The sequence below is a fragment of the Paraburkholderia sp. GAS334 genome (assembly GCF_050436625.1).
Lineage (GTDB): Bacteria > Pseudomonadota > Gammaproteobacteria > Burkholderiales > Burkholderiaceae > Paraburkholderia.
Genome location: NZ_JBNDMO010000030.1, coordinates 1 through 23,158 on the forward strand (window position 1 = coordinate 1; position 23,158 = coordinate 23,158).

The 23,158-nt window shown below is 58.6% G+C and carries 19 protein-coding genes and 2 pseudogenes; 15 read left to right on the plus strand and 6 right to left on the minus strand.

Translation table 11 applies throughout. The features are described from left to right. Positions 1-220: 220 nt before the first annotated feature. A complete protein-coding gene (locus tag P3T21_RS32315; RefSeq protein ID WP_429260012.1) occupies positions 221-1,186 on the minus strand; it encodes a LysR family transcriptional regulator in 966 nt (321 codons plus the stop codon). A 163-nt stretch (positions 1,187-1,349) separates the two neighbouring features. On the opposite strand from P3T21_RS32315, the gene gltP reads away from it, so the two are divergent. The 3 genes from gltP (at position 1,350) to P3T21_RS32330 (ending at position 4,993) form a co-directional block, all read left to right on the plus strand. Further along, positions 1,350-2,675: a glutamate/aspartate:proton symporter GltP gene (gltP, locus tag P3T21_RS32320; protein WP_429260013.1), complete on the plus strand. Its 1,326-nt coding sequence runs from the start codon at positions 1,350-1,352 to the stop codon at positions 2,673-2,675. A gap of 58 nt (positions 2,676-2,733) precedes the next feature. Beyond that, a complete protein-coding gene (locus P3T21_RS32325) occupies positions 2,734-4,008 on the plus strand; it encodes an aminotransferase class V-fold PLP-dependent enzyme (protein ID WP_429260014.1) in 1,275 nt (424 codons plus the stop codon). Between the two features lie 508 nt (positions 4,009-4,516). Next, positions 4,517-4,993: a GlcG/HbpS family heme-binding protein gene (locus tag P3T21_RS32330; protein ID WP_429260015.1), complete on the plus strand. Its 477-nt coding sequence runs from the start codon at positions 4,517-4,519 to the stop codon at positions 4,991-4,993. 88 nt (positions 4,994-5,081) lie between these two features. Here the strand turns inward: P3T21_RS32330 and P3T21_RS32335 are convergent, their stop codons facing one another. Further along, positions 5,082-5,504, minus strand: a complete 423-nt coding sequence (locus P3T21_RS32335) for a VOC family protein (protein WP_429260016.1) — start codon at positions 5,502-5,504, stop codon at positions 5,082-5,084. A 258-nt stretch (positions 5,505-5,762) separates the two neighbouring features. Here P3T21_RS32335 and P3T21_RS32340 point away from each other — a divergent pair, with 258 nt between their 5' ends. The 4 genes and pseudogenes from P3T21_RS32340 (at position 5,763) to P3T21_RS32355 (ending at position 8,100) form a co-directional block, all read left to right on the plus strand. Continuing rightward, positions 5,763-6,068, plus strand: coding sequence for a DUF4148 domain-containing protein (locus P3T21_RS32340; protein WP_429260017.1), 306 nt, complete (start codon positions 5,763-5,765; stop codon positions 6,066-6,068). Positions 6,069-6,284: 216 nt separating this feature from the next. Further along, positions 6,285-6,713 (plus strand): (R)-mandelonitrile lyase, encoded by a 429-nt coding sequence (locus tag P3T21_RS32345; protein WP_429260018.1) that lies wholly within the window; start codon positions 6,285-6,287, stop codon positions 6,711-6,713. Positions 6,714-6,785: 72 nt separating this feature from the next. After that, positions 6,786-6,980 (plus strand): annotated as a pseudogene (locus P3T21_RS32350) (hypothetical protein); the annotation flags it as partial. A gap of 178 nt (positions 6,981-7,158) precedes the next feature. After that, positions 7,159-8,100: an aldo/keto reductase gene (locus P3T21_RS32355; protein ID WP_429260019.1), complete on the plus strand. Its 942-nt coding sequence runs from the start codon at positions 7,159-7,161 to the stop codon at positions 8,098-8,100. A gap of 104 nt (positions 8,101-8,204) precedes the next feature. Here the strand turns inward: P3T21_RS32355 and P3T21_RS32360 are convergent. The 3 genes and pseudogenes from P3T21_RS32360 to P3T21_RS32370 all read right to left on the minus strand — a co-directional run bounded on the left by P3T21_RS32360 (position 8,205) and on the right by P3T21_RS32370 (position 10,351). Beyond that, a pseudogene (locus tag P3T21_RS32360) lies at positions 8,205-8,504 on the minus strand (ArsR/SmtB family transcription factor). A 17-nt stretch (positions 8,505-8,521) separates the two neighbouring features. Beyond that, complete coding sequence (locus tag P3T21_RS32365; RefSeq protein ID WP_429260020.1) at positions 8,522-9,112, minus strand: AraC family transcriptional regulator; 591 nt, start codon at positions 9,110-9,112, stop codon at positions 8,522-8,524. Positions 9,113-9,418: 306 nt separating this feature from the next. Beyond that, positions 9,419-10,351: a LysR family transcriptional regulator gene (locus P3T21_RS32370; protein WP_429260021.1), complete on the minus strand. Its 933-nt coding sequence runs from the start codon at positions 10,349-10,351 to the stop codon at positions 9,419-9,421. 442 nt (positions 10,352-10,793) lie between these two features. On the opposite strand from P3T21_RS32370, the gene P3T21_RS32375 reads away from it, so the two are divergent. The 3 genes from P3T21_RS32375 to P3T21_RS32385 are packed head-to-tail and all read left to right on the plus strand — an operon-like array spanning position 10,794 to position 15,046. Next, positions 10,794-12,419 (plus strand): MFS transporter, encoded by a 1,626-nt coding sequence (locus tag P3T21_RS32375; protein ID WP_429260022.1) that lies wholly within the window; start codon positions 10,794-10,796, stop codon positions 12,417-12,419. 12 nt (positions 12,420-12,431) lie between these two features. After that, positions 12,432-13,508 carry an HlyD family secretion protein gene (locus P3T21_RS32380; RefSeq protein WP_429260023.1) on the plus strand — a complete coding sequence of 359 codons (1,077 nt, stop codon included), beginning with the start codon at positions 12,432-12,434 and terminating at the stop codon, positions 13,506-13,508. Further along, the gene (locus tag P3T21_RS32385; RefSeq protein ID WP_429260024.1) at positions 13,505-15,046 is read left to right on the plus strand and encodes an efflux transporter outer membrane subunit; all 1,542 of its coding nucleotides are present in this window, start codon (positions 13,505-13,507) and stop codon (positions 15,044-15,046) included. The genes P3T21_RS32380 and P3T21_RS32385 overlap by 4 nt, the downstream gene beginning before the upstream one ends. A gap of 361 nt (positions 15,047-15,407) precedes the next feature. On the opposite strand, the gene P3T21_RS32390 is transcribed toward P3T21_RS32385, so the two are convergent. Then, positions 15,408-16,067 carry a response regulator transcription factor gene (locus P3T21_RS32390; RefSeq protein ID WP_429260025.1) on the minus strand — a complete coding sequence of 220 codons (660 nt, stop codon included), beginning with the start codon at positions 16,065-16,067 and terminating at the stop codon, positions 15,408-15,410. 633 nt (positions 16,068-16,700) lie between these two features. Here P3T21_RS32390 and P3T21_RS32395 point away from each other — a divergent pair. The 5 genes from P3T21_RS32395 to P3T21_RS32415 all read left to right on the plus strand — a co-directional run bounded on the left by P3T21_RS32395 (position 16,701) and on the right by P3T21_RS32415 (position 23,010). Then, on the plus strand, positions 16,701-19,526 hold the full coding sequence (locus tag P3T21_RS32395) for a 2-oxoglutarate dehydrogenase E1 component (RefSeq protein ID WP_429260026.1): 2,826 nt from the start codon (positions 16,701-16,703) through the stop codon (positions 19,524-19,526). Positions 19,527-19,615: 89 nt separating this feature from the next. After that, complete coding sequence (locus P3T21_RS32400; RefSeq protein ID WP_429260048.1) at positions 19,616-20,458, plus strand: oxidoreductase; 843 nt, start codon at positions 19,616-19,618, stop codon at positions 20,456-20,458. Between the two features lie 330 nt (positions 20,459-20,788). After that, entirely contained in the window at positions 20,789-21,730 is a 942-nt protein-coding gene (locus P3T21_RS32405) for a LysR family transcriptional regulator (protein ID WP_429260027.1), read from the plus strand. 45 nt (positions 21,731-21,775) lie between these two features. Further along, a complete protein-coding gene (locus P3T21_RS32410) occupies positions 21,776-22,255 on the plus strand; it encodes a hypothetical protein (protein WP_429260028.1) in 480 nt (159 codons plus the stop codon). Between the two features lie 353 nt (positions 22,256-22,608). Next, positions 22,609-23,010 (plus strand): DUF3331 domain-containing protein, encoded by a 402-nt coding sequence (locus P3T21_RS32415; protein ID WP_429260029.1) that lies wholly within the window; start codon positions 22,609-22,611, stop codon positions 23,008-23,010. The last annotated feature ends 148 nt before the right edge of the window (positions 23,011-23,158 follow it).

Consider the following 23,158-nt stretch of genomic DNA (forward strand, 5'->3'; position numbering starts at 1 on the left):
AAACCGCAATGAGCCATGCTGCTCGTTGGACCATGCTGTGGATAAACCCCACAACGCGGCGGTCGCCATGATGCAATCCGTTTGGATGCACTTCGTCCGGGAGTCGAGCGTTGGCGCTATGTCTCATCGTGCCGACACGACGGTGAAAGCCGGTCGAAACAGTTGGCTCGTTGCTGAGGAGCAGCAAACGCGCGGGCGCGCGTCAAACGTTGAAATTTCCCTACGACGACTTCCTGGCTGGCGTGCTCCTCTTGCGCAGCGCGAACGTAGTCCCCGTTTGTCGGCCCGAATCGAGCAAGTTCAAGCTGAAATCGCAACACTGGGCAGCGAGTCGCGCAACATCGGCATTAAGCGAGTGCGACTGGCCCGCGCGGTGTAACGCCACATACGAGACGGGCGGCAGGGCAGGTTGAGTCTGAACGATCCTCAGCGCGCCACGCGTGACCATATGGCTCAGGCACGACTTGGGCAGGTAGCTCACGCCAAGGCCCGACAGAGTGAGTCCAATCTGCGCAATCAGACTGTTGCTCGCGAGAATTCGTTGCATGCTCACGCCGTGTTCCTGCAGAAAGCGCGTGTAGATAAAGCCCGTTCCAGACAGGCCGCCCTGCAGGATCAGTGGGAACTGAACAATGTCCGCGAGCGGAATCGCGGTCTTCCTGGCGGTAAGCGAAGGGGCACACATCCACGCGTTGTCGACTTCGCCAACCCGCGTAGTCGCGAAGGATTCCGTGCTATGGATTTGCGGGACCACGATGATATCGATCGTGTCGGCGGCGAGCCGCTCGCGGAGCGTTGCGTTTAAATCCACCTCGGCTTCGACGGTAAGCTTCGGATACGCTCCCTGGATCGCGGAGATCAGGCGCGGTAACCACGTCAGCGCCGTCAGTTCGGTCACGCCGATCCGGATTTGTCGTACCAGCGCTTCCTTCGAGACGACCTGTTCGACGATCTGGTCGCGCCGGTCGAGCAGTTCCTTCGCGTACCCGAAGAACTGTTCACCTTTCTCTGTCAGCCTCGCGCTGCGGTGCACGCGGTCAAACACGGTCAGGTCAAACGCGCGTTCAAGTTCCTGGATCCGCTTCGATACCGCTGACTGCGTCGTATTGAGCCTGTTTGCCGCTGCCTCGAACGATCCCAACTGAACGATCCAGTAGAGCGCTTCCATCTGTTTGAACGTCATCATTGCGTCGTTTCTCGCGCATGAGGAAAAACGATAGTTTCTCATACAAAAAAATCGCTTTTTTTGCTTCTTTTGGCTACTTATGGTTTGTCTCATCGCGTGGCTCGGGATGCCTGCTGTCCGCGACGTCAGGTTGCACAGATTTTGACCCCAGTCTGGAGAGAATATGGATTCCGTCGTCGAAAACCCGCCTGCCGTGCACGTCGCTCGCAAGCCGCGAGTCAGCCTCGCGTGGCAGATCCTTATCGGCCTCGCAATCGGCATCGTGGCCGGCCTCCTGCTGAACCATTACCCAGACATGCGCGAAGAGGCGATTACAGGGTATTTGCAACCCGCCGGCGACATCTTCATCAAGCTGATCAGGATGATCGTCGTGCCGATCGTTTTCACGAGCATGGTGATCGGAATCGCCGGCGTCGGGGACGGCAAGTCGTTGGGACGAATTGGCCTCAAAACTCTCCTGTACTTCGAGGTGGTCACGACGATCGCGATCGTGCTCGGGCTCGTCGTCGGCAATGTGCTGCAGCCGGGCGTCGGCACGGACATGTCGCAACTCGGGCATACAGACATTTCGCGGTATCAGCAGGCGACGCAGCAGGTGCAAGGGCATCACGGACTGATGGCCCTCGTGCTCGGCATCATTCCGGACAACGTGATCGCTTCAATGGCGAAGGGCGACCTGCTCCCGGTGATCTTCTTTTCGGTTCTGTTCGGTCTCGGCCTGCAGTCCGTGCCGGGAGAGTTCCGCAAGCCGGTGATCGCTACGCTGAAGGGCGTGTCGGAAGCGATGTTCAAGGTCACGAACGTGGTGATGCGTTATGCGCCGATCGGGGTATGCGCGTTGATCGCGGTCACGGTTGCGAGCTTCGGTTTCGGTTCGCTGCTGCCGCTGCTGAAACTGGTCGCTGTGACTTACCTTGCGATCGTCCTGTTCGCACTCGTCGTCCTCGGTGTGACAGCGCGGCTGTTCGGCTTTCGTCTCTTCACGCTACTACGGGTCATCAGGGATGAACTGATTATCGCGTTCTCGACGTGCAGCTCGGCAACGGTGCTGCCGCAACTGATGAAGAAGATGGAAGACTTTGGCGTCCCGAAGAGCATTACGACCTTCGTCGTGCCGACCGGCTACACGTTCAATCTCGACGGCGCGTCGATCTACCTCGGCATCGGAACGCTGTTTGTCGCGCAACTCTATGGCATTCATCTCGGCTGGCAGGAACAGATCGTCCTGACGCTGACGATGGTGGTCACGTCAAAGGGTGCGGCTGGCGTGCCGGGCTTCATGTTCGTGATTCTTCTCGCGACGCTCGCGAGCGCAGGTCTGCCGCTCGAAGGGCTCGCATTCATAGCCGGCGTGGACCGTCTGATGGACATGGGACGCACGGCGCTGAACGTGGTCGGCAATGCGCTTGCACCGCTCGTCATTGCGAAGTGGGAACGACAGTACGACGCGGAGAAGGGCAAAGCGTATCTCGCGTCGCTCGACGCCTGAACGCCGGCGACTTCGGCCGCATGACAACTATCCAGCAGGAAGATCAGGAGCGTTGCAGATGAGCAGCAGCCAGGGCGAGTTCTTTCCCGAATCGTTAATGCAGGCGATCAACGCACGTTTTCATCACGTCGATCGCGATATCGATGGACGTAAGCGCCTCTTCTTCGACAACGCGGGCGGGTCGTTCCGTCTGAAAACGGCCGTCGACACTTACGCGCGAATCGACGCGATGCCCGATTGCCCGGAGCGCATCCACGACCGGTCGCGCTACCTTCAAGACATCCAGGCCCAAGGCGAGTCGGACATCCGTACGATCCTGAACGCGCGCGATGGCAGCATCTACACGGCGCTGACGGCGTCGGGGGCGATGTTCGATATGGTGCGCGCGATCATGGAAAATGTGCCCGGCACAAACGTGGTCACGACGATTCTCGAACACCCGTCGTCTTACGATGCGATGACGCTTTACGCGCAACGCACGCACAAGACACTGCGCGTTGCGCCCAGCAATCCCGAAACGGGTGGCGTGGACGTCGATGCGATTGTGTCGCTGATCGACGCCGACACGGCATTGCTCAGCGTGATGTACGCCTCGAACATTTCCGGCGCGAAGTTCGACATAGAACGGATCGTCGGGCGGGCGCGTGCGAAGAAGCCGGGCCTCTTTATCATCGTCGACGCCGTCCAGCACGCGCCGCACGGTGTCATCGACCTGGAGAAGACGCCCGTCGACGGCATCAATTTCGCGCCCTACAAGTTCTTTGGCTGCCGCGGCTCTGGCATCGCGTGGCTGTCGCCGCGCGCGGCCATGCTGCCGCATCACCGCCTCGCTGCAAAACACGAGTCCGCGTGGGAACTCGGCAGCCCTGCGCCCGCGCAATTCGCGGTCGTTACCGAGATCGTCAATTACGTGACGTGGATCGGCGGCCATTTCGGCGATGCGAGTGATCGTCGCGAGCTGTTCGTGCAGGGGATGCATCGCATCGATCGGCATGAGCGCGCACTGCTCGGCGCACTGCTCGATGGTCATGGGGAGCAGCGCGGTCTCAGGCAGATCGGTGGCGTCAGCGTGTTCTGGGATCATCCCGATCTGACGAAGCGCGACCTGATCATTGGTATCGGCTTCGAGAATCTGAGCCCGACCGATGCCGTGCGCGAATACGAGAGGCGCGGCGTCATCGTATATGAGCGCATAGCGTCGAGCCTGTACTCCGGGCGGATGCTGAAGTCATTCAAACTGGCAGGCGCGGTGCGGATATCCCCACTCCACTGCAATGCGCCACATGATGTCGAGCGCTTTTTGGCGATCACCGAAGAACTGGCGAGTCTTTAAAGCGGTTGCTCGGACCTCTCGTGAGGTGGCGCGTGAAAAGGATGCGCGTCTAACGCCAAAAACAAAGAATCGCATCAAATGCGGTTTGATGCTGCGCCCCGCAAAGAGCAAGACTGCGAACGGCATCGTGCCGTTAAGCAGAAGTACGTTTGCTGGGCCAATGCCGAGCAGTCTAAGCCCGTTATTAAGGATGGTAAGAACCAGCGCGCCGCATGCCAATTGGAGAGCCGACACCTCCGCTCAGTTCACGCCGCGCCTACCGGCCATCCCGGCACGCGGCTTGTTGCGCAACGCGAACAACTCTTTTTAATAACAGGGTGTGTATGCGCGTGACGTTTGAAGCTAGAGTGGGGTGGCCCATGATCTATTGGATCTGCAGCCCACATGTACCAGGAGTCCATGTGCGCACTACTCCCTTACCGATCTCTCACAACGGCCCATCGCGGCGCCACACGGTGTAATCATGAAACGTCTTTGTCTGACCGCGTCACTATGCGTTGCGTCGCTAATGTCGCCAGTAATTCAGGCACAAGAACCGCAGACGTCCGGCTACCACTACACATTGCCGCTCGACGTCGCTCTCGATGCAGCGAAAGAAGCGATTCGCGTGTGCGAAGCGAAGCATTATTGGGTGACCGCCACGGTGCTCGATATGGATGGGGTACCGCAAGTGGTACTACGCGGAGACAGGAGCACTGTACACACTGCTGAATCGAGCATGCGTAAGGCGTTCACCGTCGTGACGCTTGGGCCGGAATTCGGCTTCGACCGGTCGAGTGGCTTTTTCGAATTGATGAAGACGAGTCCGTACGCACCGCAGCTCGCGACCGTGCACAACGTCATGGCGTTGCCGGGTGCAGTAGCGTTCAAGGTAAACGGAGAGATGGTGGGCGCGCTCGGTATCGGGGGCGCACCCGGCGGCGACAAGGATGAGGTGTGCGCTGCCGCGGGCGTAGCGAAGGTCGCGGACCGCCTGCCGCACTGAGTCCGCTGCGCGGTACTTCTCACTGGGCACATCGCGCACCACGACGGCGATGTTGCGCGTTCTTTTTGAGCGCACAACGTGTCCGCGTTCAGGCGGCCGAGACGCGCGGATCGAAGTCAAACTCGAGCCGAATCCCGCCCGGTTCAAAAATCATTGTGTGCCGCTTTGGGCCAGCCCCCAGGTTTTCTGGTGCAAACTGAACTTCGACGCCGGGCCATTTGGACACCTTCGAGAATACGTCCTCGAGCGCTGCTTCACTGCCGACGCGCAAGGCCAGGTGATGCAGGCCCACGTTCGTTTTGCGGTCGAATTCCACGCGGCCCAATTGATTCTGCACTTCCCACAGCGTCAGCATCACCTGCCCGTCGGACACGAATGCAGCCGGATAATCCGGTTTCTCTCCAATTTGCGTCCATCCCAAACAACTGATGAAAAAGTCGCGAGTGAGGTTCAGATTGCGAACGGTCAAGCCAATGTGATCGATGCCAAGCGTTAGTGGTTTCGTAGTCATTCGAACCTCCAGGTTGTGGCGATGATGCTACCGCACAAGGAGATTGCGCGCAGGCGGTGCGATCAGATCGCGATTGATGTAGTTGGGCGCACATTCGCCCATTGCGAGCCAGTCGTTGTCTGCATTCGCGCGCGCTCGGTAAACAATGCCTTGATCGATCAGGGGTTAACCCCGACAACGTTGAAGCATAGACTTCATTCACCGCTTCAAACAACTGAGTTTGTTGCAGGCCATCCAACATTAGTCGAGGTGTTTGCCATGAAGTCAATTATCCGTGCAGCCATTATTGCCAGCGCTCTTGTGATTCCAGTTGCGTCGTTCGCTCAATCGACGGGACACACCACCCGTGCGCAGGTCCGCGCAGAACTCGTGCAACTGGAGAGTGTGAGTTATCACGTCGGTGACGGCGATGCGACGCACTATCCTGATGCAATTCAGGCCGCCGAAGCGAACGTGACGGCACGCGATGCATCGGCGAGCAGTTACGGTGGCGCGTCGAGCAGCACATCGCAATCGGGCAGCCGCGTGTCGGCTGCCGGCTGGAATGCAATGTACAGCCGCTGAGCGCCGCCAGGCGCGAGGGACGGTTGCTATCGGTCATCGTGCAACCGTCCTGATTCAGGTTGTCGGTAGTTGAGCATTGATATGGCTAGTCGTCGTTCGCCGTGTGTCTGATATCTAGCTGATCGAAAAACACCTTGTTCACGAGATATTGCCGCTCGTTGAGAGGGACCACTACTGTGAAGTGCCGGGTAATTCCCATACCGAAACGGATCGACCATGAATCTCAAGCGTGTAGGCTCGCAACCTTCAATGAAAGGCTCTGAAGCGCAATTTACGGGTGCTGTTCGCATCGACCCTTTAAACCTTCCTCCAGAGCCGGCGCGCGTTTCAGTGGTGAGCGTGACGTTTGAACCTGGCGCACGGAGCGCCTGGCATACTCATCCTCTCGGACAGACGCTTATCGTCACCGCAGGCTGCGGATGGACTCAGTGCGAAGGTGAAGCCATCGTCGAAATTCGTGCTGGCGACGTGATCTGGTGCCCGCCGGGTCACAAGCATTGGCACGGAGCATCTGCTACTGCCTCCATGACCCACGTCGGAGTTCAGGAAGCTCTGGATGGCGTGAGCGTCGTCTGGATGGAGAAGGTTACCGACGAGGAATATCAGGTCGGACCTACTGGCGGTGAGCATGCCCACGATCACTAATAGCGCTGCGAAGCATTTCTTGTTTGCATCGATGAGCTTGCGCGTGTGACGAACGAGCTTGGCCCCGAGCAGGCGCCTACGGGAATGATCTTCATTCCTTGCATCGGCGGACTGAGTCACAACGAGGGAGAAGCGATAACCGCGGAATGGGCGACTGCGGGAGCCGATGTGTTGCTCCACGCCGTACTGGACAGTGCCGGTTGTTTGGGAGCGTCACGACGACCGGAGGCTAATAAGGCCTTGATGCGTGCGGGCGAACTCGCCTAACATAAATAACGAGACTCAGTGCAGGCGGTTCATAAACGCTTTAGCCAGGGATTCGCTATGAAGCGGTTAGCCGACTCAATGCGTTGACGTTTTTTCTGGTCATGGACCTGGCGCCACAATCGCACGCTCAAGCGTCGGTCCTTCATCGCTGGGCACGACATAGTGCGGAGGTTTCGTCATGATTGAGTCTTCCGATTTTCGGGTCAGAAGGATAGGGCTTAATCACGGAGGCGGCCGTATGCCCGCAGTCGGATTTGGCACACTGATTTCTGATGCAGCCACGACTACAAGCGCTACCCGATACGCGCTGGAAGCCGGCTATCGACACTTCGATTGTGCGGAGCGATATCGGAACGAGCGTGAGGTGGGCGAGGCCCTGCAGGCAGGACTTGCAGTCGAAGGGATCGCGCGCGAAGAAATCTTTGTGACCACCAAGCTATGGAATTCAAATCACAGGCCCGAGCGTGTCGAACCGGCATTCGAGGCAAGTCTTGGAAGACTTGGGCTGGACTATCTGGATCTTTATCTCATTCATACGCCGTTTGCATTTCAACCAGGAGATGAGCAGGATCCGCGCGACGAAAATGGAGATGTCCTCTACGATAAAGGCGTGACTTTGCTCGATACGTGGAGGGCGATGGAAGATCTCGTCGACCATGGAAGATGCCGGGCCATCGGACTGTCTGACATTAGCCTGAACGAAATTCTGCCCCTCTATGAATCGGCGAGAATCAAGCCGGCCGTGGTCCAGGTCGAAGCACATCCTTATCTTCCAGAAACGGAACTTCTGGAATTCTGCAAGGCGAAAGAGATAGTGTTCTTGGCTTTTGCGCCATTGGGTCACGGAATAAGGCCTGGGCCGCTCGAGGACCCGGTCATCTCGCAGATTGCCGCGCGAGTTGGAAAGACGCCAGCACAGGTGCTGCTCGCCTGGGCGGTGCAGCGCGGCACAGCTTTGCTTACAACGCCCAAGACTGCGGCCCGTGCGCAGGAGAATTTCAACATCTCTGCCCTCCCGGCAGACGCGTTTGACGAGATCAATCGGATTCAGACCAGGCAGAGGTTCAACGAAGTTGTGAAGACCGGCAGCCCTGGTTTTATTCCGCGAAGTAGTCAGTAACCATCATCCACGACGGCTATCTCGCCACGATCGAAGTGAGCATGGACCGCCGCACTGTAGAAGGCCTGCCTGGGTGACCGACACCCGGTCGATAAAGCTAGTGGCTACAGATGCAACCTGATCTGTGTCGCGAAGGCGCGAATGACTTCTTCATTTCGCGCAAGAAACATTCACTGACTAACACGGGTGGAAACAAGCAGTCTCGCCTCGACCAACACCGCGACGTGCGCTGATACAGTCGATTGAGATAGCCCACCGCGCGCATGGATTGCATTTGACGGTACACCGCAGCCAAGATCGACGTATCCCTTTGCAAAGTACTTGTTCGGCACCTTTAACCACTTCAGGATCTCGCGCCGGAACGGGTTTGCGAGTGCCTTATAAATTAAATTCTCGTCAACCATGGAATTCGACAAACACCTTAACTTTGCGCCCGGTTGCGCTGCCCCGACAATGACGCTGCAATGCTTGCGGCGAACTCTTCGCCAAGGTCCTCCTTGACGAGAGCCAAGGCCACCTGGATACCGTCACTTACACCGCGCGACGAGTACAGGTTGCCATCCTTCAAGCAGCTTTGATTGCTTACGACGTCTACTAAGGGATACGCGGTGGAGAGCCGTTGCGCGTCGCGCCAATGCATGGTCAATGAGCGATGGTCGGCAAGACCGGCGCGCGCGACTAAAAAAGCACCGTTGGACACCGACGCGAGCCTTCGCACGCCACGTCCGGCATCACTGAGCCAGTCCACCAGTTCGCGATGCTCACGTCCCGAGCCGATGATCGGGGAACCAGGCACTACGACGGTGTCGAACGAAGTATGCGTATCCGACAGACATTCCGTCGTGGCCACCGCTACGCCATTCGAGCACAGGACGGGCCCCGGGAACGGTCCCACGAGATGCTGTTCGTACAGCGTTCCTCCGCACAGGCGGTTTGCTTCGTGGAAAACATCCATCGGGCCCGTCACTTCGAGTAGCCGAAATCCCGCGTACAGCATCATCGCAACATGCATGCGGCGACTTCGCAAATCCACTGCGCACGAGCGACCGTACCCGGTTATCACCTGGCGCGAGGTATGGCGTTCTTTCCGCATGATGAATCTGCCCTTGGTTATCGTCCCGTATCAACGTAGGCCACGACTTTGAAGAGGCGGCTGTGCCGTATCCACGAGACCAAGTCTAATCAGCCGAAATCTGGGAGGAAACACGTGGATGTCGCCATGCGTGGCCAATCAACGTGAGATTTGGGCCAAGGGCGCAGCTGCAGTAATGTCGTACATTGTGCTGCGCCGGAGGGTCAATGTCCGTTGAGTGGCCACCTACGGGGAAGTTCGCACTGCAGTAGCGTCCACGCCCTGAAGGTGCGCGTTTTTGCGTAGTGTTTCGGTGACGAATTCCACGAAAGCGCGAATCTTACCGCTGGTGCTTCGCCGCTCTACATGAAGCAGGCTCACCGGGGTCGACTCGGGCTCGAATGACGTCAGGACAGGTTGGAGCCTGCCATCGGCTAACTCAGCAGCCGCCTGATACGACAGCAACTGGGTTATCCCCACGCCGTCAACGGCGGCGAGAACGGCAGCGGGACCCAGGTCGACGATCATCCGCGGCCGAAGCCTGACAGGCAACCTCGAACCGTTCTCGTTGAACACCCACTCAAGTGGAAGCGAGACGCCAGTGAAGGACACACAGCGGTGATGGGCCAGATCCCTGGGGTGAAGGGGTTCCCCATGCGCAGCGAGATAAGAGGGCGCCGCGTACGTTCGACGCCGCACGAAACCCAACGGAACGGCGAATGTCGAGGAGTCTCCGAGGTGGCCGACACGGATAGCAATATCCACCCCTTCCTCTAGAAGCCGCGTGGTTCGATCGACGTACACCGCATTGACGCTGACGTCCGGATAACGCAGCGCGAAGGCGTTGACCAGAGGAGCAACATATCGCTGGCCAAACAGGACCGGTGCAGAAATGGTCAACGTACCTACAGGATTGAGTTGATCGGCCGCAATGTTTGCTTCCGCATCCGTGATGGCGTCTAACACCTTCCTGCAGGCTTCGAGGTATGTCATACCTGCATCCGTCGGACGAACCGTTCGAGTCGACCGGGCAAGCAGATGTGTGCCGAGACGGGATTCTAGCGAATTGACCGCCCGCGAGACCGCGGCGGCTGAGATTCCGACTTTGTCGGACGCGCCAGTAAAGCTGCCTCGCTCGACGATGGCTACGAAAATCTCCATCTCACGCAATTTGTCCATTCCACTTCCCACCTTGATCACTGCGTCCACACATCGCGATTCTATGCATTGTGATACGCATGGTGACGATCCGCATCGACGAATGGCTCAAAGAAGACACTCATTGTCCAACGCCGAACGCTTTCTAGATAGCAGGAAGCGGCCTTTTATGATTTTTCTGGTCGGAAAGTTCGCCTTGTCGGTTTGAAAGGGACTCTTTCAGATAGTGATGGTTATCACGACGTCCATGGCCGGTTGGCAAAATTCGCGAACTCATTGGCCCAATACCTGACTAGCCTGGGCTCCAATGAATTGGGCCTATCCTGGACAATCACACGGTCGCCAGGTATCGGTGATGCGGCAACCGCATTCCGTTATCGATGTTGGAGGATCTCCGCTTTTCAGGCAACCGCCGACCGACATATTAGATGCCCTATCGAACATGAGTAGCAACGGGATTCCTATGAATACAGGCAACCCTTTAACACGTGAAGCGGAAGCGCCGGCCGTCGCGCAGTCGCCGGCACTCTCTTCTGTGCCGGGGGCAGAGGCTCAAGCGCCGCCGACGTCCAGACAATCCGCGCTTTCGCCTGGTCTCGCCGTCGGCCTGGTTGGGATGCTGCTTGCGTCTCTACTGGCCATTCTCAACGAACAGGTCACTGCACTGTCGCTGGCGGACATTCAGGGCGCGCTCTCGATCGGGCATGACGATGGAACCTGGCTGACCGCGCTGTTCGAGGCGGCTAATGTCGCTGCGATGGTGTTTGCGCCGTGGTTTGGGATCACGTTCACGCTCAAGCGATTTACGATCGGCGCCGTGATCGCGACGATGTTCCTCGGGATCCTTTGTCCCTTTGCACCGAACCTGCTTACGCTTTACGTGTTGCGTGTGCTGCAGGGGATTGCCGGCGGATGCCTTCCCCCGATGCTGATCATCGTGGCGCTGCGCTATCTTCCGCCCAAAGTGAAGCTATACGGACTCGCCGGGTACGCGCTCACGGCGACCTTTGGACCGGCGCTCGGCACACCGCTTGCAGCTTTATGGACCGAGTATGCCGGTTGGCAAATGGCATTCTGGCAAATCGTGCCGCTTGGCATCGTAAGCTGCGTGGCGATCCAGCAGGGGCTTCCGCCAGATCCGGTCAAACTCGAACGACTCGGGGCATTCAACTGGACCGGCTTTCTGACCGGGTTTCCGGCCGTCGCCATGCTCGTGATCGGCCTTCTGCAAGGTGATCGTCTTGACTGGCTCGATTCCGAATTCATTCGCGTGATGTTTATTGGCGGAGGGCTGCTGTTGGTGACATTCCTCGTCAACGAGTGGTTTCATCCGCTTCCTTTTTTCAAGCTGCAGATGCTGTCGCGCAGAAACTTTGCGCACGGACTTACGACACTCGCGGGCGCGGTCATACTCCTGGTTGGCGTGGCTGCGATACCCGGCCAGTATCTTGCGCATATTCACGGTTACAGGCCGCTGCAAACCGCGCCGCTGTCTTTGCTGGTTGCCATTCCCCTGGTGATTGCGCTGCCTGCGACCGCCGCCGTCCTGAACCTCCGGCAAGTCGACCACCGCTGGGTCATGGCCATTGGACTGTGCCTCATGGTTACCACGTGCCTGATGGGGAGCTTCATCACGTCCGAGTGGATCCGCAACAATTTCTACTGGCTTCAATCGATACAGATCGTCGCGCAACCGATGGTGATCCTGGCAATCCTGATGGGCGTCACGACGGGCTTGCCACCGACAGACGGTCCATTTGCTTCGGCAATGTTTAACTCGCTAAAAACGTTTTCCGCGGCTGCGGCAACGGGTCTCTTCGAAGGGTTGGGTACAGATCGCGAACGTCTTCATTCGAACATGCTCGTGGACCACTTGGGCAATCACGCGCTTGTGGCGAGCCAAAGCATCGACGCGGCGCATGGTCTCGGCGAACTTGCACACCGGATCCACGTGCAGGCAGTGGTACTGACCTCGGCGGATCTCTATCGCGTGATGGCAGGTGTTGCCATCGCCCTTGTTTTCCTGGTGTCAGTGTTACCCGTGCGTATTTACCCGCCGTGGTGCGCTACGCCCCCTTCTTCCCATTAAGAGACGGTATTTATGTCATCCGTTGCTCGATCACCCCTCAAAATTGTTCGTGTTGCCGCTCTGGTTGTCGCAGTCGGCGTTGGCGCCTTGGCTTGCTCAAGACTGTTAGGCGGCTCGAATACCGAATCCACAAACGATGCTTATGTAGAGGCCGATTTCACCCTCGTGGCGCCGCGGATTGCCGGCGAAATATCCGACGTATTCGTCAACGACAACCAATCAGTAAAGGCCGGGCAATTGCTGATACGTATTGATGACCGTGACTTCCGGGCGGCATTGATGAGTGCGGAAGCGGACGTGGCTGCGGCAAAGGCGTCCGTCGCGAACTACGACGCCGAGATCGCGCGGCAGCCCTCGCTCGTCGAGCAGGCGCGCGCGACGCTTAGATCCGACGACGCATCGATCGCGTTTGCGCGAGCAAACGCCTCGCGGTACCAGAACCTCTCGGAAGCCGGCGCGGGAACGACTCAGGAGCAGCAGCACGCTTCGAGCACGCTCGCCGAGCAGCTCGCGCAGCAGGCCCACGATGAGGCCGCGCTGGCGTCGACTGGACAGAACCTGAACGTATTGCATACCCAGCGCGATAAGGCGGCCGGCGGGCTCGCACGCGCCGAGGCGGCGCTCGAGCAGGCAAAACTCAACCTGTCCTATACGGAGATCCGCGCGCCGGTCGACGGCAGGGTTGGACGGCGTTCTGCGCGGGTTGGCGCATTCGTGACGCCAGGTGCAGCGGTTCTCGCGATCGTGCCACTTTCCGAAGCCTATGTCGTCGCTAACTTCCAGGAAAACCAGCTCGCCAGGATGCGGCCAGGCGAAAGCGTGCGGATCAAGGTCGACAGCTTTCCTGGCGTGGTGATTCGAGGGCATGTCGATAGTCTTGCCCCTGCTACGGGTGTGAGCTTCGCGCCTATCGCGCCCGACAACGCAACGGGCAACTTCACCAAGATCGTCCAGCGCGTGCCTGTCAAGATCACCATCGACCACGGACAACAGGCCGCGTCTGCGTTGAGCGTGGGGCTTTCTGTCGAAACTGAGGTCGCCGTCGGTCAGCATGGTGATACGCCGGCCGAATGGGGAGATGGAAAATGAATGCGAACGACTTTTCCTTCCGCGCGTTCGTATTGGGGATATTGGCGTGTCTCGCGATGACAGGCTGCACCGTCGGCCCGAACTTCGAACGTCCAACAACGTCTACGCCGCCGGAAGTCTTTGATCGTACCCAATCTGCGCAAGCATCAAGCAAGGCCGTCGAATCTGAATTCGCTCCGGAATGGTGGACGCTGTTCAATGATCCCACGTTGAACGCGCTTGAGCAGCAACTGGCCGATGCGAACCTCGATGTGGCGGCGGCGTCGGCGCGTCTGCGGCAAAGCCGCGCCGGGCAACGCATTGCCGGTGCTGAGGAATACCCGACACTGGATGGCGCCGCATCCTATGACCGCGAGCGTGGAAGCCCGAACGGCATCCTGTCGTTGCTCGGAGTCACCCCGACGGGAAGTCAGGCGCAGTCGGCTTCGGGTGGCGCGCCGCTTGGCGTGGCGCCGTTGCCAGGCTCCAAGGGCTCGCCCGCGTACGATTTGTACCAGTTCGGCTTCGATGCATCGTGGGAACTCGACATCTGGGGTCGGGCTCGACGTGGTGTCGAGGCTGCGACGGCGCTGGCCGATGCCTCATACGAGGACCGCAACGCAGTTCTGTTGTCCGTACGCGCTGAACTCGCACGAGACTATATCCAGTTGCGTGACACGCAGGCTCTCCTTCAGATAGCGAACCAGAACCTTGAGATTGCTCGCGATACCACGAAGCTCACACAGATCCGGGTGCGTGAAGGCGTCACGACGGATCTGGATGTGGCCAACGCTTCCGCGCAGGTGGCGTCAATCGAAAGTCTGATTCCGACGCTCGAATCGCGACGCGAAACTACGATCAACGCGATTGGCGTACTACTGGCCAAGGAACCGGGCGCGCTACGGCAAACGCTCAGCGAGCCGCATGACGTGCCGGCGCTGCCTGCACAGGTGCCCATCGGATTTCCGTCGGAGCTGGTGCAGCGCAGACCCGACATCAGGAAAGCAGAGGCTCAGCTGCACGCAGCCACGGCATCGATCGGCATGGCAAAAGCCGATTTTTATCCACGCATATCGCTCAACGGCAGCGCAGGGTTCCAGAGCCTTCAGCTCTCGAACCTTGCCAACTGGGCGTCGGGCCAGTTTGTCGTCGGACCATCGATCACGCTTCCCATCTTCGAGGGCGGGCGCCTGAAGGGGACACTGCACCTACGCGAGGCGCAACAGCAGGAGGCTGCGATCGTCTACAAACACACCGTACTTGAGGCCTGGCGAGAGGTGGACGATGCGCTCGTCGTCTATGACGCTGAACAGAGGCGGCGCGATCGGCTGACGGCGGTGGTTGCTCTAAACCAGCGCGCGCTCTCGATCGCGCAGCAGCGCTACAAGGGTGGGGCGGTCGACTTTCTCAACGTACTTAACGTGCAGAAGCAACTACTGGACGCCCAGAGCAACTTCGAACAAAGCAAGGCGACCGCTGCCGCGAATCTCATCACCCTCTGTAAGACGCTCGGCGGCGGGTGGGAATCGACTTACGCCAATCCATCCGTCTCGCGTTGACGGGGGCACTGGGGCGGACAGGTGTGGCGTCTCTCGCATGCGTTCAAGGTTGCGTAGTTGCGGCGAAGTGTTACGTGTATTTTTGCCGAGGCGCCCCGCACATGGAAGGCGCGCGTGTGGTACGAGTCGCGACCTGATACGCCCGTCCACCACCCCAATAACTGCGGAAGAGCGCTTTGATTTCATCTCGAGTCCGCAGGCCAGCGAAAGGATTCAGAAAAATTGAATCCTCCAGACAAATTACAGGCCTGCAGACAGGGAGACAATAAGACCTTCGAATGATTTTAGTGACAGTTCGTATTAGTCGGGATCGATCGCGACGCTGAAGATGGCGGCCCCAGCGCAGCGAATGCAGAAACGTCTACCTGGCGCCCTGGTGGAGAGGCAGCACCTGCTGCAACTTCCTGACGACATCAGGCACTGAGCGCGCATTCAGCTTGTGCATCGCTTGCGCCCGATGGATCTTGACCGTCACCTCGCTAAGACAGAGAAGGTCGGCAATCTGCTTGTTCAACAGTCCATCGGCGACCAACCTGATGACTTCCCGCTCGCGCGCTGTCAGCGAATCGTATGTTTGACGGATGCCCGCAACGATCCTTTCCTGGCGCTTCAATTCGCTATCCCTTTTCAGGGCTGCGGCGATCGTATCGATCAGATCCTGATCCTTGAACGGCTTTGTCATGAAATCGAAAGCGCCCGCCTTCATTGCCTTGACGGACATCTCAATGTCACCGTGCCCAGTCAGAAATATGACCGGAAATCGAACACTTTCTTTAAATGGCGCCTGCTGCAGGGTCAGGCCGCTCGTGCCTCGCAGCCGGACGTCAAGAATGAGACAACTCGGCACGTCCGGCATCTCCGCGGCCAGAAAATCGTCGGCCGATTCGAACGCCCGCACGTGAATTCCGACTGACATGAGCAGAGAGGTTAGCGCGCCGCGAATAGACTCGTCGTCGTCGACCACATAAACAAGCGAGTCCGGCAATGATTCACTTCCCGTCCCAACGTTGTCGTGTTTCATCGCTCGATCTTCGAAAAGTTCGTTACAGCATGCTGACGCCGATACTCTCCGTATGGTAAGCAATGCTCGAACTTATCGCTACATATTGCGCACGGTTTTTCCTGGCGTCATTGCGCCTCAAGGAATACCTTTGCCTGGTAGCCTGACCGGCGCTGACGCGAACACCTTGAGTGGGCAGAGCGGCTGCACCGTCGCTCCGCGCCTGCCCCAATTTGCAGTCGTATTTGGCCGTATGACGAGCGCAGTCCGCTATCGGAGCCCGTGACAAAACTGTTCGACCGTGCAGATACACGAGATTCTGGAAATTTTGACGTGATGGCCGAAAATCGGCAGGAAATGTCCCCAAACCATCAAAGCTAGAGCGTCGGTGAAGACCCGTGAAGCGTAAGCTGATCTCATCGGCGATCAGAAGATCGCTGGTCCTGGCGGGCACAGGGACCTGGTGACTGGAGTCATGGGGTCTTGCACAAATTGACGCGGACTGGATGGCGCTGAACCTTGCCTTCTTTCGCATTCGGATCTTTGTCTTCGTGTACCTGTGGACGCGTTGGGTTGACCACGGCGGTAAAGGTACTGCCTTGGGTAAATTCGTGGCAGATACCGGGCATGAGCCCGACTGAGGACAGAGTCATCATGATGATGCGGAACCGGAATACCTCCTTCCTGTTTGGAGGCAATGCTCCTTATGTCGAGGAGCAATACGAGGCATACCTTGCCGACCCGAACACGGTGTCGGAAGAGTGGCGCGGCTATTTCGACGCGTTGCAGGGCGTGCCGGCGGTTGATGGATCAGACGCAGGCGATGTTGCACACGCACCGGTCGTGTCTCGCTTTGTCGAGCTGGCCAGGCAGACGCGAACTGGAGGGCGCTCAGAGAGCGACGTACTGAGTTTCGCCCGCAAGCAGGTCGCCGTACAGGCCTTGATTTCAGCCTATCGCATGGTCGGCACCCGCAATGCTCATCTGGATCCGCTGCGCTGGACGGCGCCGGTGCCGGTGCCTGAACTGAGCCCGGGCTACTACGATCTGTCCCATGCGGACATGAACACGAAGTTCAGCATGTCGGGCGCTTATTTTTCGGACGAAGATACATCGCTCGGCAATCTGATGCAGGCGCTCACAGAGACCTATTGCGGGACGCTGGGCGCCGAGTTCATGCATCTGGCCGATCCAGTTCAGCGTAACTGGTGGCCAATGCATCTCGAGGCTTCGCGTGCAAAAGCCACGCTGGATACCGGTGACAAGCTGCACATCCTCGAACGGCTGACGGCCGCCGAGGGCCTCGAAAAATACCTGCATGCGCGCTACGTCGGCCAGAAGCGCTTTTCGCTTGAGGGTGGCGAGTCGCTCATCGTCCTGCTGGATGAGCTGGTTGCATACGGTGCCACGAGGGGAGTCAAGAGCTCAATTCTCGGCATGGCACATCGTGGACGCCTGAACGTTCTCGTCAATATTGTCGGCAAGCCGCCGGCTGCGTTGTTCGACGAGTTCGACGGGAAAACCGCGCATCTTCTTCCGGCAGGCGACGTCAAATATCACAAGGGCTTTACCGGCCTGCTCCCGACAGCAACCGGGCCGGCAGAAGTAACCCTCGCGTTTAACCCGTCGCACCTGGAAATTGTGAACCCGGTTGTTCAGGGGATCGCTCGTGCGCGCGCCGAAGTATTGGGGCTAGGTGCGAGCGCTGTGCTCCCCGTGGAGATCCACGGGGACGCTGCTATTTCGGGGCAGGGTATCGTCATGGAGACGATGAACCTTTCGAACACCCGGGGCTACGGCACGGGCGGCACGATCCATGTGGTCGTGAATAACCAGGTTGGCTTCACCACTTCCCACCCGGAAGATGTCCGGTCGTCTTTCTATTGCACCGACATCGCCAAGATGATCGAGGCGCCGATCCTGCACGTGAACGGCGACGACCCTGAGGCAGTTGTTGCGGCAACGCGCCTGGCAATCGATTTCCGTGCGACGTTCAATAAGAGCGTCGTTATCGATCTGGTTTGCTTCCGCCGCCACGGCCACCAGGAACAGGACACGCCGAACATCACGCAACCGCTGATGTATCGTTCCGTTGCGGGCCACCCTGGTGTCCGTACTCTCTATGCAAGGAAGCTTGTGGACGAGCGGGTCGTGACGGCGGACGACGTGGAGAAGTATGTCCACGACTACCGTGAACGTCTTGACGCTGCGCAGACCGTCGAAGAGAAGAAGCCCGTCGATCAAAAGAGCGAAGAGGTGAGCTGGCCGCAGCTGCTCGATGGAAACGTTGGCCGTATCTATTACGCGGCACCCTTGCCGGACCACGTTCAAGAACTCGCACTCAGGATCACAAGCGTTCCCGAGCAGTATTCGTTACATCCGCTCGTCGGAAAAGTGATGACTGCCCGTCGCGAGATGGCGGAAGGCAAGCGTGCGCTGGACTGGGGTATGACTGAGCATATGGCCTTCGCCTCTCTACTCTCCGCGGGTATCGACGTGCGCTTGAGCGGCCAGGACAGTGAGCGCGGTACGTTTAGCCATCGTCACGCGGTACTCCACGATCAGAAACGGTCGATTCGGGGAGAGGGCACGTACATCCCGCTGGACAACGTGTCGGAGACCCAAGGACGATTTTCGGTGACCAACTCGGTTCTGTCGGAGGCAGCGGTTCTCGGCTTCGAGTACGGATACTCGGTTGTTCGACAAAACTCACTCGTATTGTGGGAAGCGCAGTTCGGCGACTTCGCGAACGGGGCGCAGGTTGTTATCGACAACTTTCTGTCTGCAGGCGCTGCAAAGTGGGGGCAACACAGTGGTGTCACGATGCTGCTTCCACACGGTCAGGAAGGGGAGGGGCCGGAACACGCGTCCGCCCGACTTGAGCGCTACCTGCAACTGTGTGCACAGGAAAACATGCGGGTTGTTCAGCCCACGACACCGGCTCAGCTTTTCCATCTGTTGCGGATGCAGGCAGTGCTCCCCGATCGCGTTCCGCTTATTGTGATGACGCCCAAGTCACTTCTGCGCCACCCGGAGGCTGTCAGCAGCCTCGATGATCTCGCCAGGGGGCGCTTCAAGGAGATTCTTGCCGAATCGCCTTCTAAGGAAGCGGCGTCCAGGGTCGACCGGGTCATTCTGTGTTCGGGCAAGGTCTACTTCGAACTTCTGGAGCGTCGGCGTAAGGCGAAGAAGGACAACATCGCATTGATTCGCGTTGAACAGTTGTATCCGTTCCCCGCAAAGCAGATCAGTTCGGAACTGGAGCGCTATCCGAATCTGAAGAGCGTCGTCTGGTGTCAGGAAGAGTCGAAAAACCAGGGTTCGTGGAATTTCGTGCTGGAACAGCTGCTGGACATCGTGAAGGCGCCTGCAGCGCTGCGCTATATCGGCCCTGAGGCAACCGCATCGACTGCACCGGGTTACAAGTCGATGCACCTTGCGCGTCAGGAAAAGTACCTGCATGCAGCGATCGACGAGTAAGAAGGCAGCAAGGGCGAGTCGGAGACGATGTCACCGATTCGCCCTAGGCATGAAGACGGTAGTGGGTGGAAGAAGAGGAGGTCAATATCATGGACAAACGTGCCGGGCGGGTGCTGTTGATTACGGGTGTCAGCTCTGGCTTTGGCCGCGCGCTTTCTGAAGCCGCTTTGCTTGCGGGACACACCGTGATCGGCACCGTCAGAAGCGAGGCAGCAAAAGCTGAGTTCGACAGGCTGGACGGAAAACGGGCGCACGGCGTGATCCTCGATGTCACTGACTTCGCAGCGATCGAGACGGTCGTCAAGGACGTTACCGGGCGCACGGGACCGGTCGATGTACTTGTGAACAATGCTGGCTACGGCCATGAAGGAACCCTTGAGGAGTCACCCCTCAACGAACTGGTACGTCAGTTCAACGTCAACGTGTTCGGCGCCGTGGCCATGACCAGGGCCGTGCTGCCGTCAATGCGAGTGCGACGTGCGGGTCATATCGTCAACATCACGTCGATGGCTGGGCTCGTGACGTTTCCCGGCGTCTCTTACTACTGCGGCAGCAAATTCGCGCTCGAGGGTATCTCTGAAGCGCTGGAGAAGGAAGTGCGCGGTTTCGGGATCAAGGTAACGATCGTCGCGCCCGGCTCATTTCGAACCGATTGGGCTGGCCGCTCGATGATTCGTACAGAGCGTAGCGTCGACGACTACAACGCCGTTTTTGAACCGATTCGCCGTCTTCGCAAGGAAAAAGACGGGAAGCAGGCAGGCGACCCCGCCAAAGCGGCGCAGGTCCTGCTGGACATCATCGAGCACGACAACCCACCTGTCCATCTGCTGCTCGGCAACGACGCGCTTGGCCTTGTGCGCAAAAAGCTAGCCGACCTGAACGATGAGATCGATGCGTGGGAATCAGTCTCGAAGTCGACCGATTTTTCATGACCGGGCATGCGCATGGTTGCCTTGCCTGCCTCAAGGCAAGCGGTCGCGATGCCGCGCCATGTCCCTGACTTCTGTCTCGATCTTCATCATTTACCCAAGGGCGTCTTTCCGGGTAACTTGCTCTAACGCGGAAACAATCGGGGATTACTCCGGCCAGCAAGGGCGCAACGCTCGGAGCACGGATTGTCTGGAGGATTGAGCAGCAGAATCTGGACGTGGTTCGGGCTATGCTGCGAATGAAGCGTTAGAGGCAGCATGTCGAATTCAGGCAAGATGCCGGGGCGGAGATAAGTGTGCTGTCTCCGTTCAATCTGGATCAATCGGAGCAGCATGGACACGTTCCGCAACATGAAGATTTTCGTCGAAGTGGCCGAGGCAGGAAGCTTTACGGCGGCCGCGAATCAACTGGGTACCACAACGGGCTATGTGTCCCGGTCGATTTCCGAACTCGAAACTCATCTGCGTACCCGCTTGCTCAACCGCACGACGCGGCGCATCGCACTGACAGAGGCAGGCGAGCGGTATCTGCAACGGTGCTACGCGATCACCGCGTCGGTTGCGGAGGCAGAGGCCGAGGCATCGGACGCGCATGCGAACCCGGTGGGAACGCTGCGAGTCCATGCGTTGTCGAGCCTGGGGCAAAACTATGTGGTCCCCGCGGCTGCGGCCTACCAGGAGCGCTATCCCGCAGTAACCGTGGATCTCACGCTCTCGCAGAACGTTCCCGACCTGCTGGAAGAGGGCTACGACGTGGCCTTGCGGGTCACCCAGGGGGCGCTGCCCGACTCGGCCTACATCTCACGGCGGCTCGGCACGTTCTACGGCATTCTGTGCGCGTCTCCAAAGTATCTCGAGATACACGGTGTGCCGCAGACAGTTGAAGATTTATCGAATCACACCTGTCTTCAGGTCGCCATGCCGATTTTTCCGGCGGACCGCTGGCATCTGGAAGATGTGAGCGGAGAGCACGAATTCATGCTGCCTGATGGCCGCTTCAAGGTGAACGTCCCCGATGCCATGGCGGTTGCGGTGCTGGAAGGAATGGGCATTGGGGCGTTACCGACGCTCACGGTGCGATCCATGCTGCGCTTGGGCTCGCTGAAACGCGTGCTGCCGGACTATCAGCTGCAAACGCTGAATGTTTTCGCGGTGTATGCGTCGCGTCAGTATCTCGACGCGAAGATCAAAACATGGATCGAATTCTTGCGCGACTGGACGGATGGCGCGCTAAGTACCGATGGTCTCGCAATGGGAGGTACCTCAAACGGCTGAGGCGTGGTGCCCGGTGAGCGCCGTCGAGGTAGCGCATTGATCAGGATGCTCCCCAGACCAAGGAGCAGGCACGACTACAACCTCAAGTATCTGATCGCGGCGGCGCTGCTCGATGACGAGGTGGGGCCGGCTCAGCTCGAACCGGAACGCGTCCAGGCGGCTGACGCGCAGGCACTGCTCAGGAAGGTCGTGGTGCGGCCGGACGCTGCATTCAGCGCGCAGTATCCGCACGCGTTGAACACCCGGGTGACGATCCGATGCAAGGACGGGCGGACCTTGACAAAGGAACATGTCGGCTTCGAAGGTGGGCTCGAGAATCCGTTGACATGGGAGCGGACGGTCGAGAAATTCCACTGGCTGAGCGAGCCATACGCGGATGAAGCGCTTCGAGACCAGATCATCGATCTGGTCTCCACGCTGGATGAACATCCGATTGAGGACTTGATGCAACGCCTGGCGAAGGTCAATCCGGAACCGCTATACCCGGCGAAACATCCGGGATTCAGTAATCACAAAGGTCCTTAGGAGATATGTCGGCCCGATGGTGAGTTGGGATTTGCATCGCAGCGCCATTCGCGACCGGATCGCCGCGTCGCAAGCGGAAATAGTGATCAGATTGCAGTCTTCCTTGCGCTCGGGGCGGGTGGCGTTGAGCCTATTCGAAAGTATGACCACGTTGAACGATGAGGTGCATCGCACATCTGCTTGAACGACTAGCGTCGGTGCGAAACATTGGATACCTTAACGTAACGCGGCGGCCGTTCATGGGCACTTGAGTCATGGCACATCCGTTCGGCACGCTTAACGTATTGTTACCGGCGCGGCGTCCTGTTCAGTGAGAATGAAACGTCACGTTTCGATTCGTAAGGAGCGCGACCATGCTGGTTAGCCAAGTCGATCCGTGGGTTCAGACCATACGACTTTTATCATCGGGATCACGATGCGCAGATGCCCGCGCTGATACGACGCCCGTGGCGAAACACCGGACATCCAGTATCAGTCGCTCGCCTCACTTGAAGGTGAGTCTGATTGAGCGGACCACCTCGTTAACCGTGACAATCGCGTGGTGGGATCCGACGAGCTGCTTCTACGGCGCCCAGATCTGGCGGGTCGCAAGCGCCAAGGTATCAGGGATATGCGCGTTGAGCGGGCAACGCATCAGGCGCGGGGACCGTATCTTTCATCCGCAACGTTCGAAAGCTGCACCGGTCAATGCCCGCGCGATGATCCTCGAATCGGCCCTAAACGCGATTGAACCGTTGCAGACAAGCCGGGTGTAGATATTCTCCTGGAAGGCGCGACGTCTTTTTCTTCATTGAGATAACGACGACAAGCGTGCGAACAAAAGACTTCATGATGACGGCTATAAACCGCCCGATGAGAAGGTGGGTCCGCAGCGCTTGAAAACAATTCCACGTATGGGGCTAA

Coding starts and splice junctions, on each gene's coding strand:
- gltP (WP_429260013.1), top strand. CDS start 1,350: ATGGATTCCGTCGTCGAAAACCCGCCTGCCGTGCACGTCGCTCGCAAG.
- P3T21_RS32340 (WP_429260017.1), top strand. CDS start 5,763: ATGAAGTCAATTATCCGTGCAGCCATTATTGCCAGCGCTCTTGTGATT.
- P3T21_RS32355 (WP_429260019.1), top strand. CDS start 7,159: ATGATTGAGTCTTCCGATTTTCGGGTCAGAAGGATAGGGCTTAATCAC.
- P3T21_RS32405 (WP_429260027.1), top strand. CDS start 20,789: ATGGACACGTTCCGCAACATGAAGATTTTCGTCGAAGTGGCCGAGGCA.
- P3T21_RS32385 (WP_429260024.1), top strand. CDS start 13,505: ATGAATGCGAACGACTTTTCCTTCCGCGCGTTCGTATTGGGGATATTG.
- P3T21_RS32415 (WP_429260029.1), top strand. CDS start 22,609: ATGCTGGTTAGCCAAGTCGATCCGTGGGTTCAGACCATACGACTTTTA.
- P3T21_RS32375 (WP_429260022.1), top strand. CDS start 10,794: ATGAATACAGGCAACCCTTTAACACGTGAAGCGGAAGCGCCGGCCGTC.
- P3T21_RS32370 (WP_429260021.1), bottom strand. CDS start 10,351: ATGGACAAATTGCGTGAGATGGAGATTTTCGTAGCCATCGTCGAGCGA.
- P3T21_RS32325 (WP_429260014.1), top strand. CDS start 2,734: ATGAGCAGCAGCCAGGGCGAGTTCTTTCCCGAATCGTTAATGCAGGCG.
- P3T21_RS32315 (WP_429260012.1), bottom strand. CDS start 1,186: ATGATGACGTTCAAACAGATGGAAGCGCTCTACTGGATCGTTCAGTTG.
- P3T21_RS32410 (WP_429260028.1), top strand. CDS start 21,776: ATGCTCCCCAGACCAAGGAGCAGGCACGACTACAACCTCAAGTATCTG.
- P3T21_RS32395 (WP_429260026.1), top strand. CDS start 16,701: ATGATGATGCGGAACCGGAATACCTCCTTCCTGTTTGGAGGCAATGCT.
- P3T21_RS32380 (WP_429260023.1), top strand. CDS start 12,432: ATGTCATCCGTTGCTCGATCACCCCTCAAAATTGTTCGTGTTGCCGCT.
- P3T21_RS32390 (WP_429260025.1), bottom strand. CDS start 16,067: ATGAAACACGACAACGTTGGGACGGGAAGTGAATCATTGCCGGACTCG.
- P3T21_RS32330 (WP_429260015.1), top strand. CDS start 4,517: ATGTCGCCAGTAATTCAGGCACAAGAACCGCAGACGTCCGGCTACCAC.
- P3T21_RS32335 (WP_429260016.1), bottom strand. CDS start 5,504: ATGACTACGAAACCACTAACGCTTGGCATCGATCACATTGGCTTGACC.
- P3T21_RS32365 (WP_429260020.1), bottom strand. CDS start 9,112: ATGCATGTTGCGATGATGCTGTACGCGGGATTTCGGCTACTCGAAGTG.
- P3T21_RS32345 (WP_429260018.1), top strand. CDS start 6,285: ATGAATCTCAAGCGTGTAGGCTCGCAACCTTCAATGAAAGGCTCTGAA.
- P3T21_RS32400 (WP_429260048.1), top strand. CDS start 19,616: ATGGACAAACGTGCCGGGCGGGTGCTGTTGATTACGGGTGTCAGCTCT.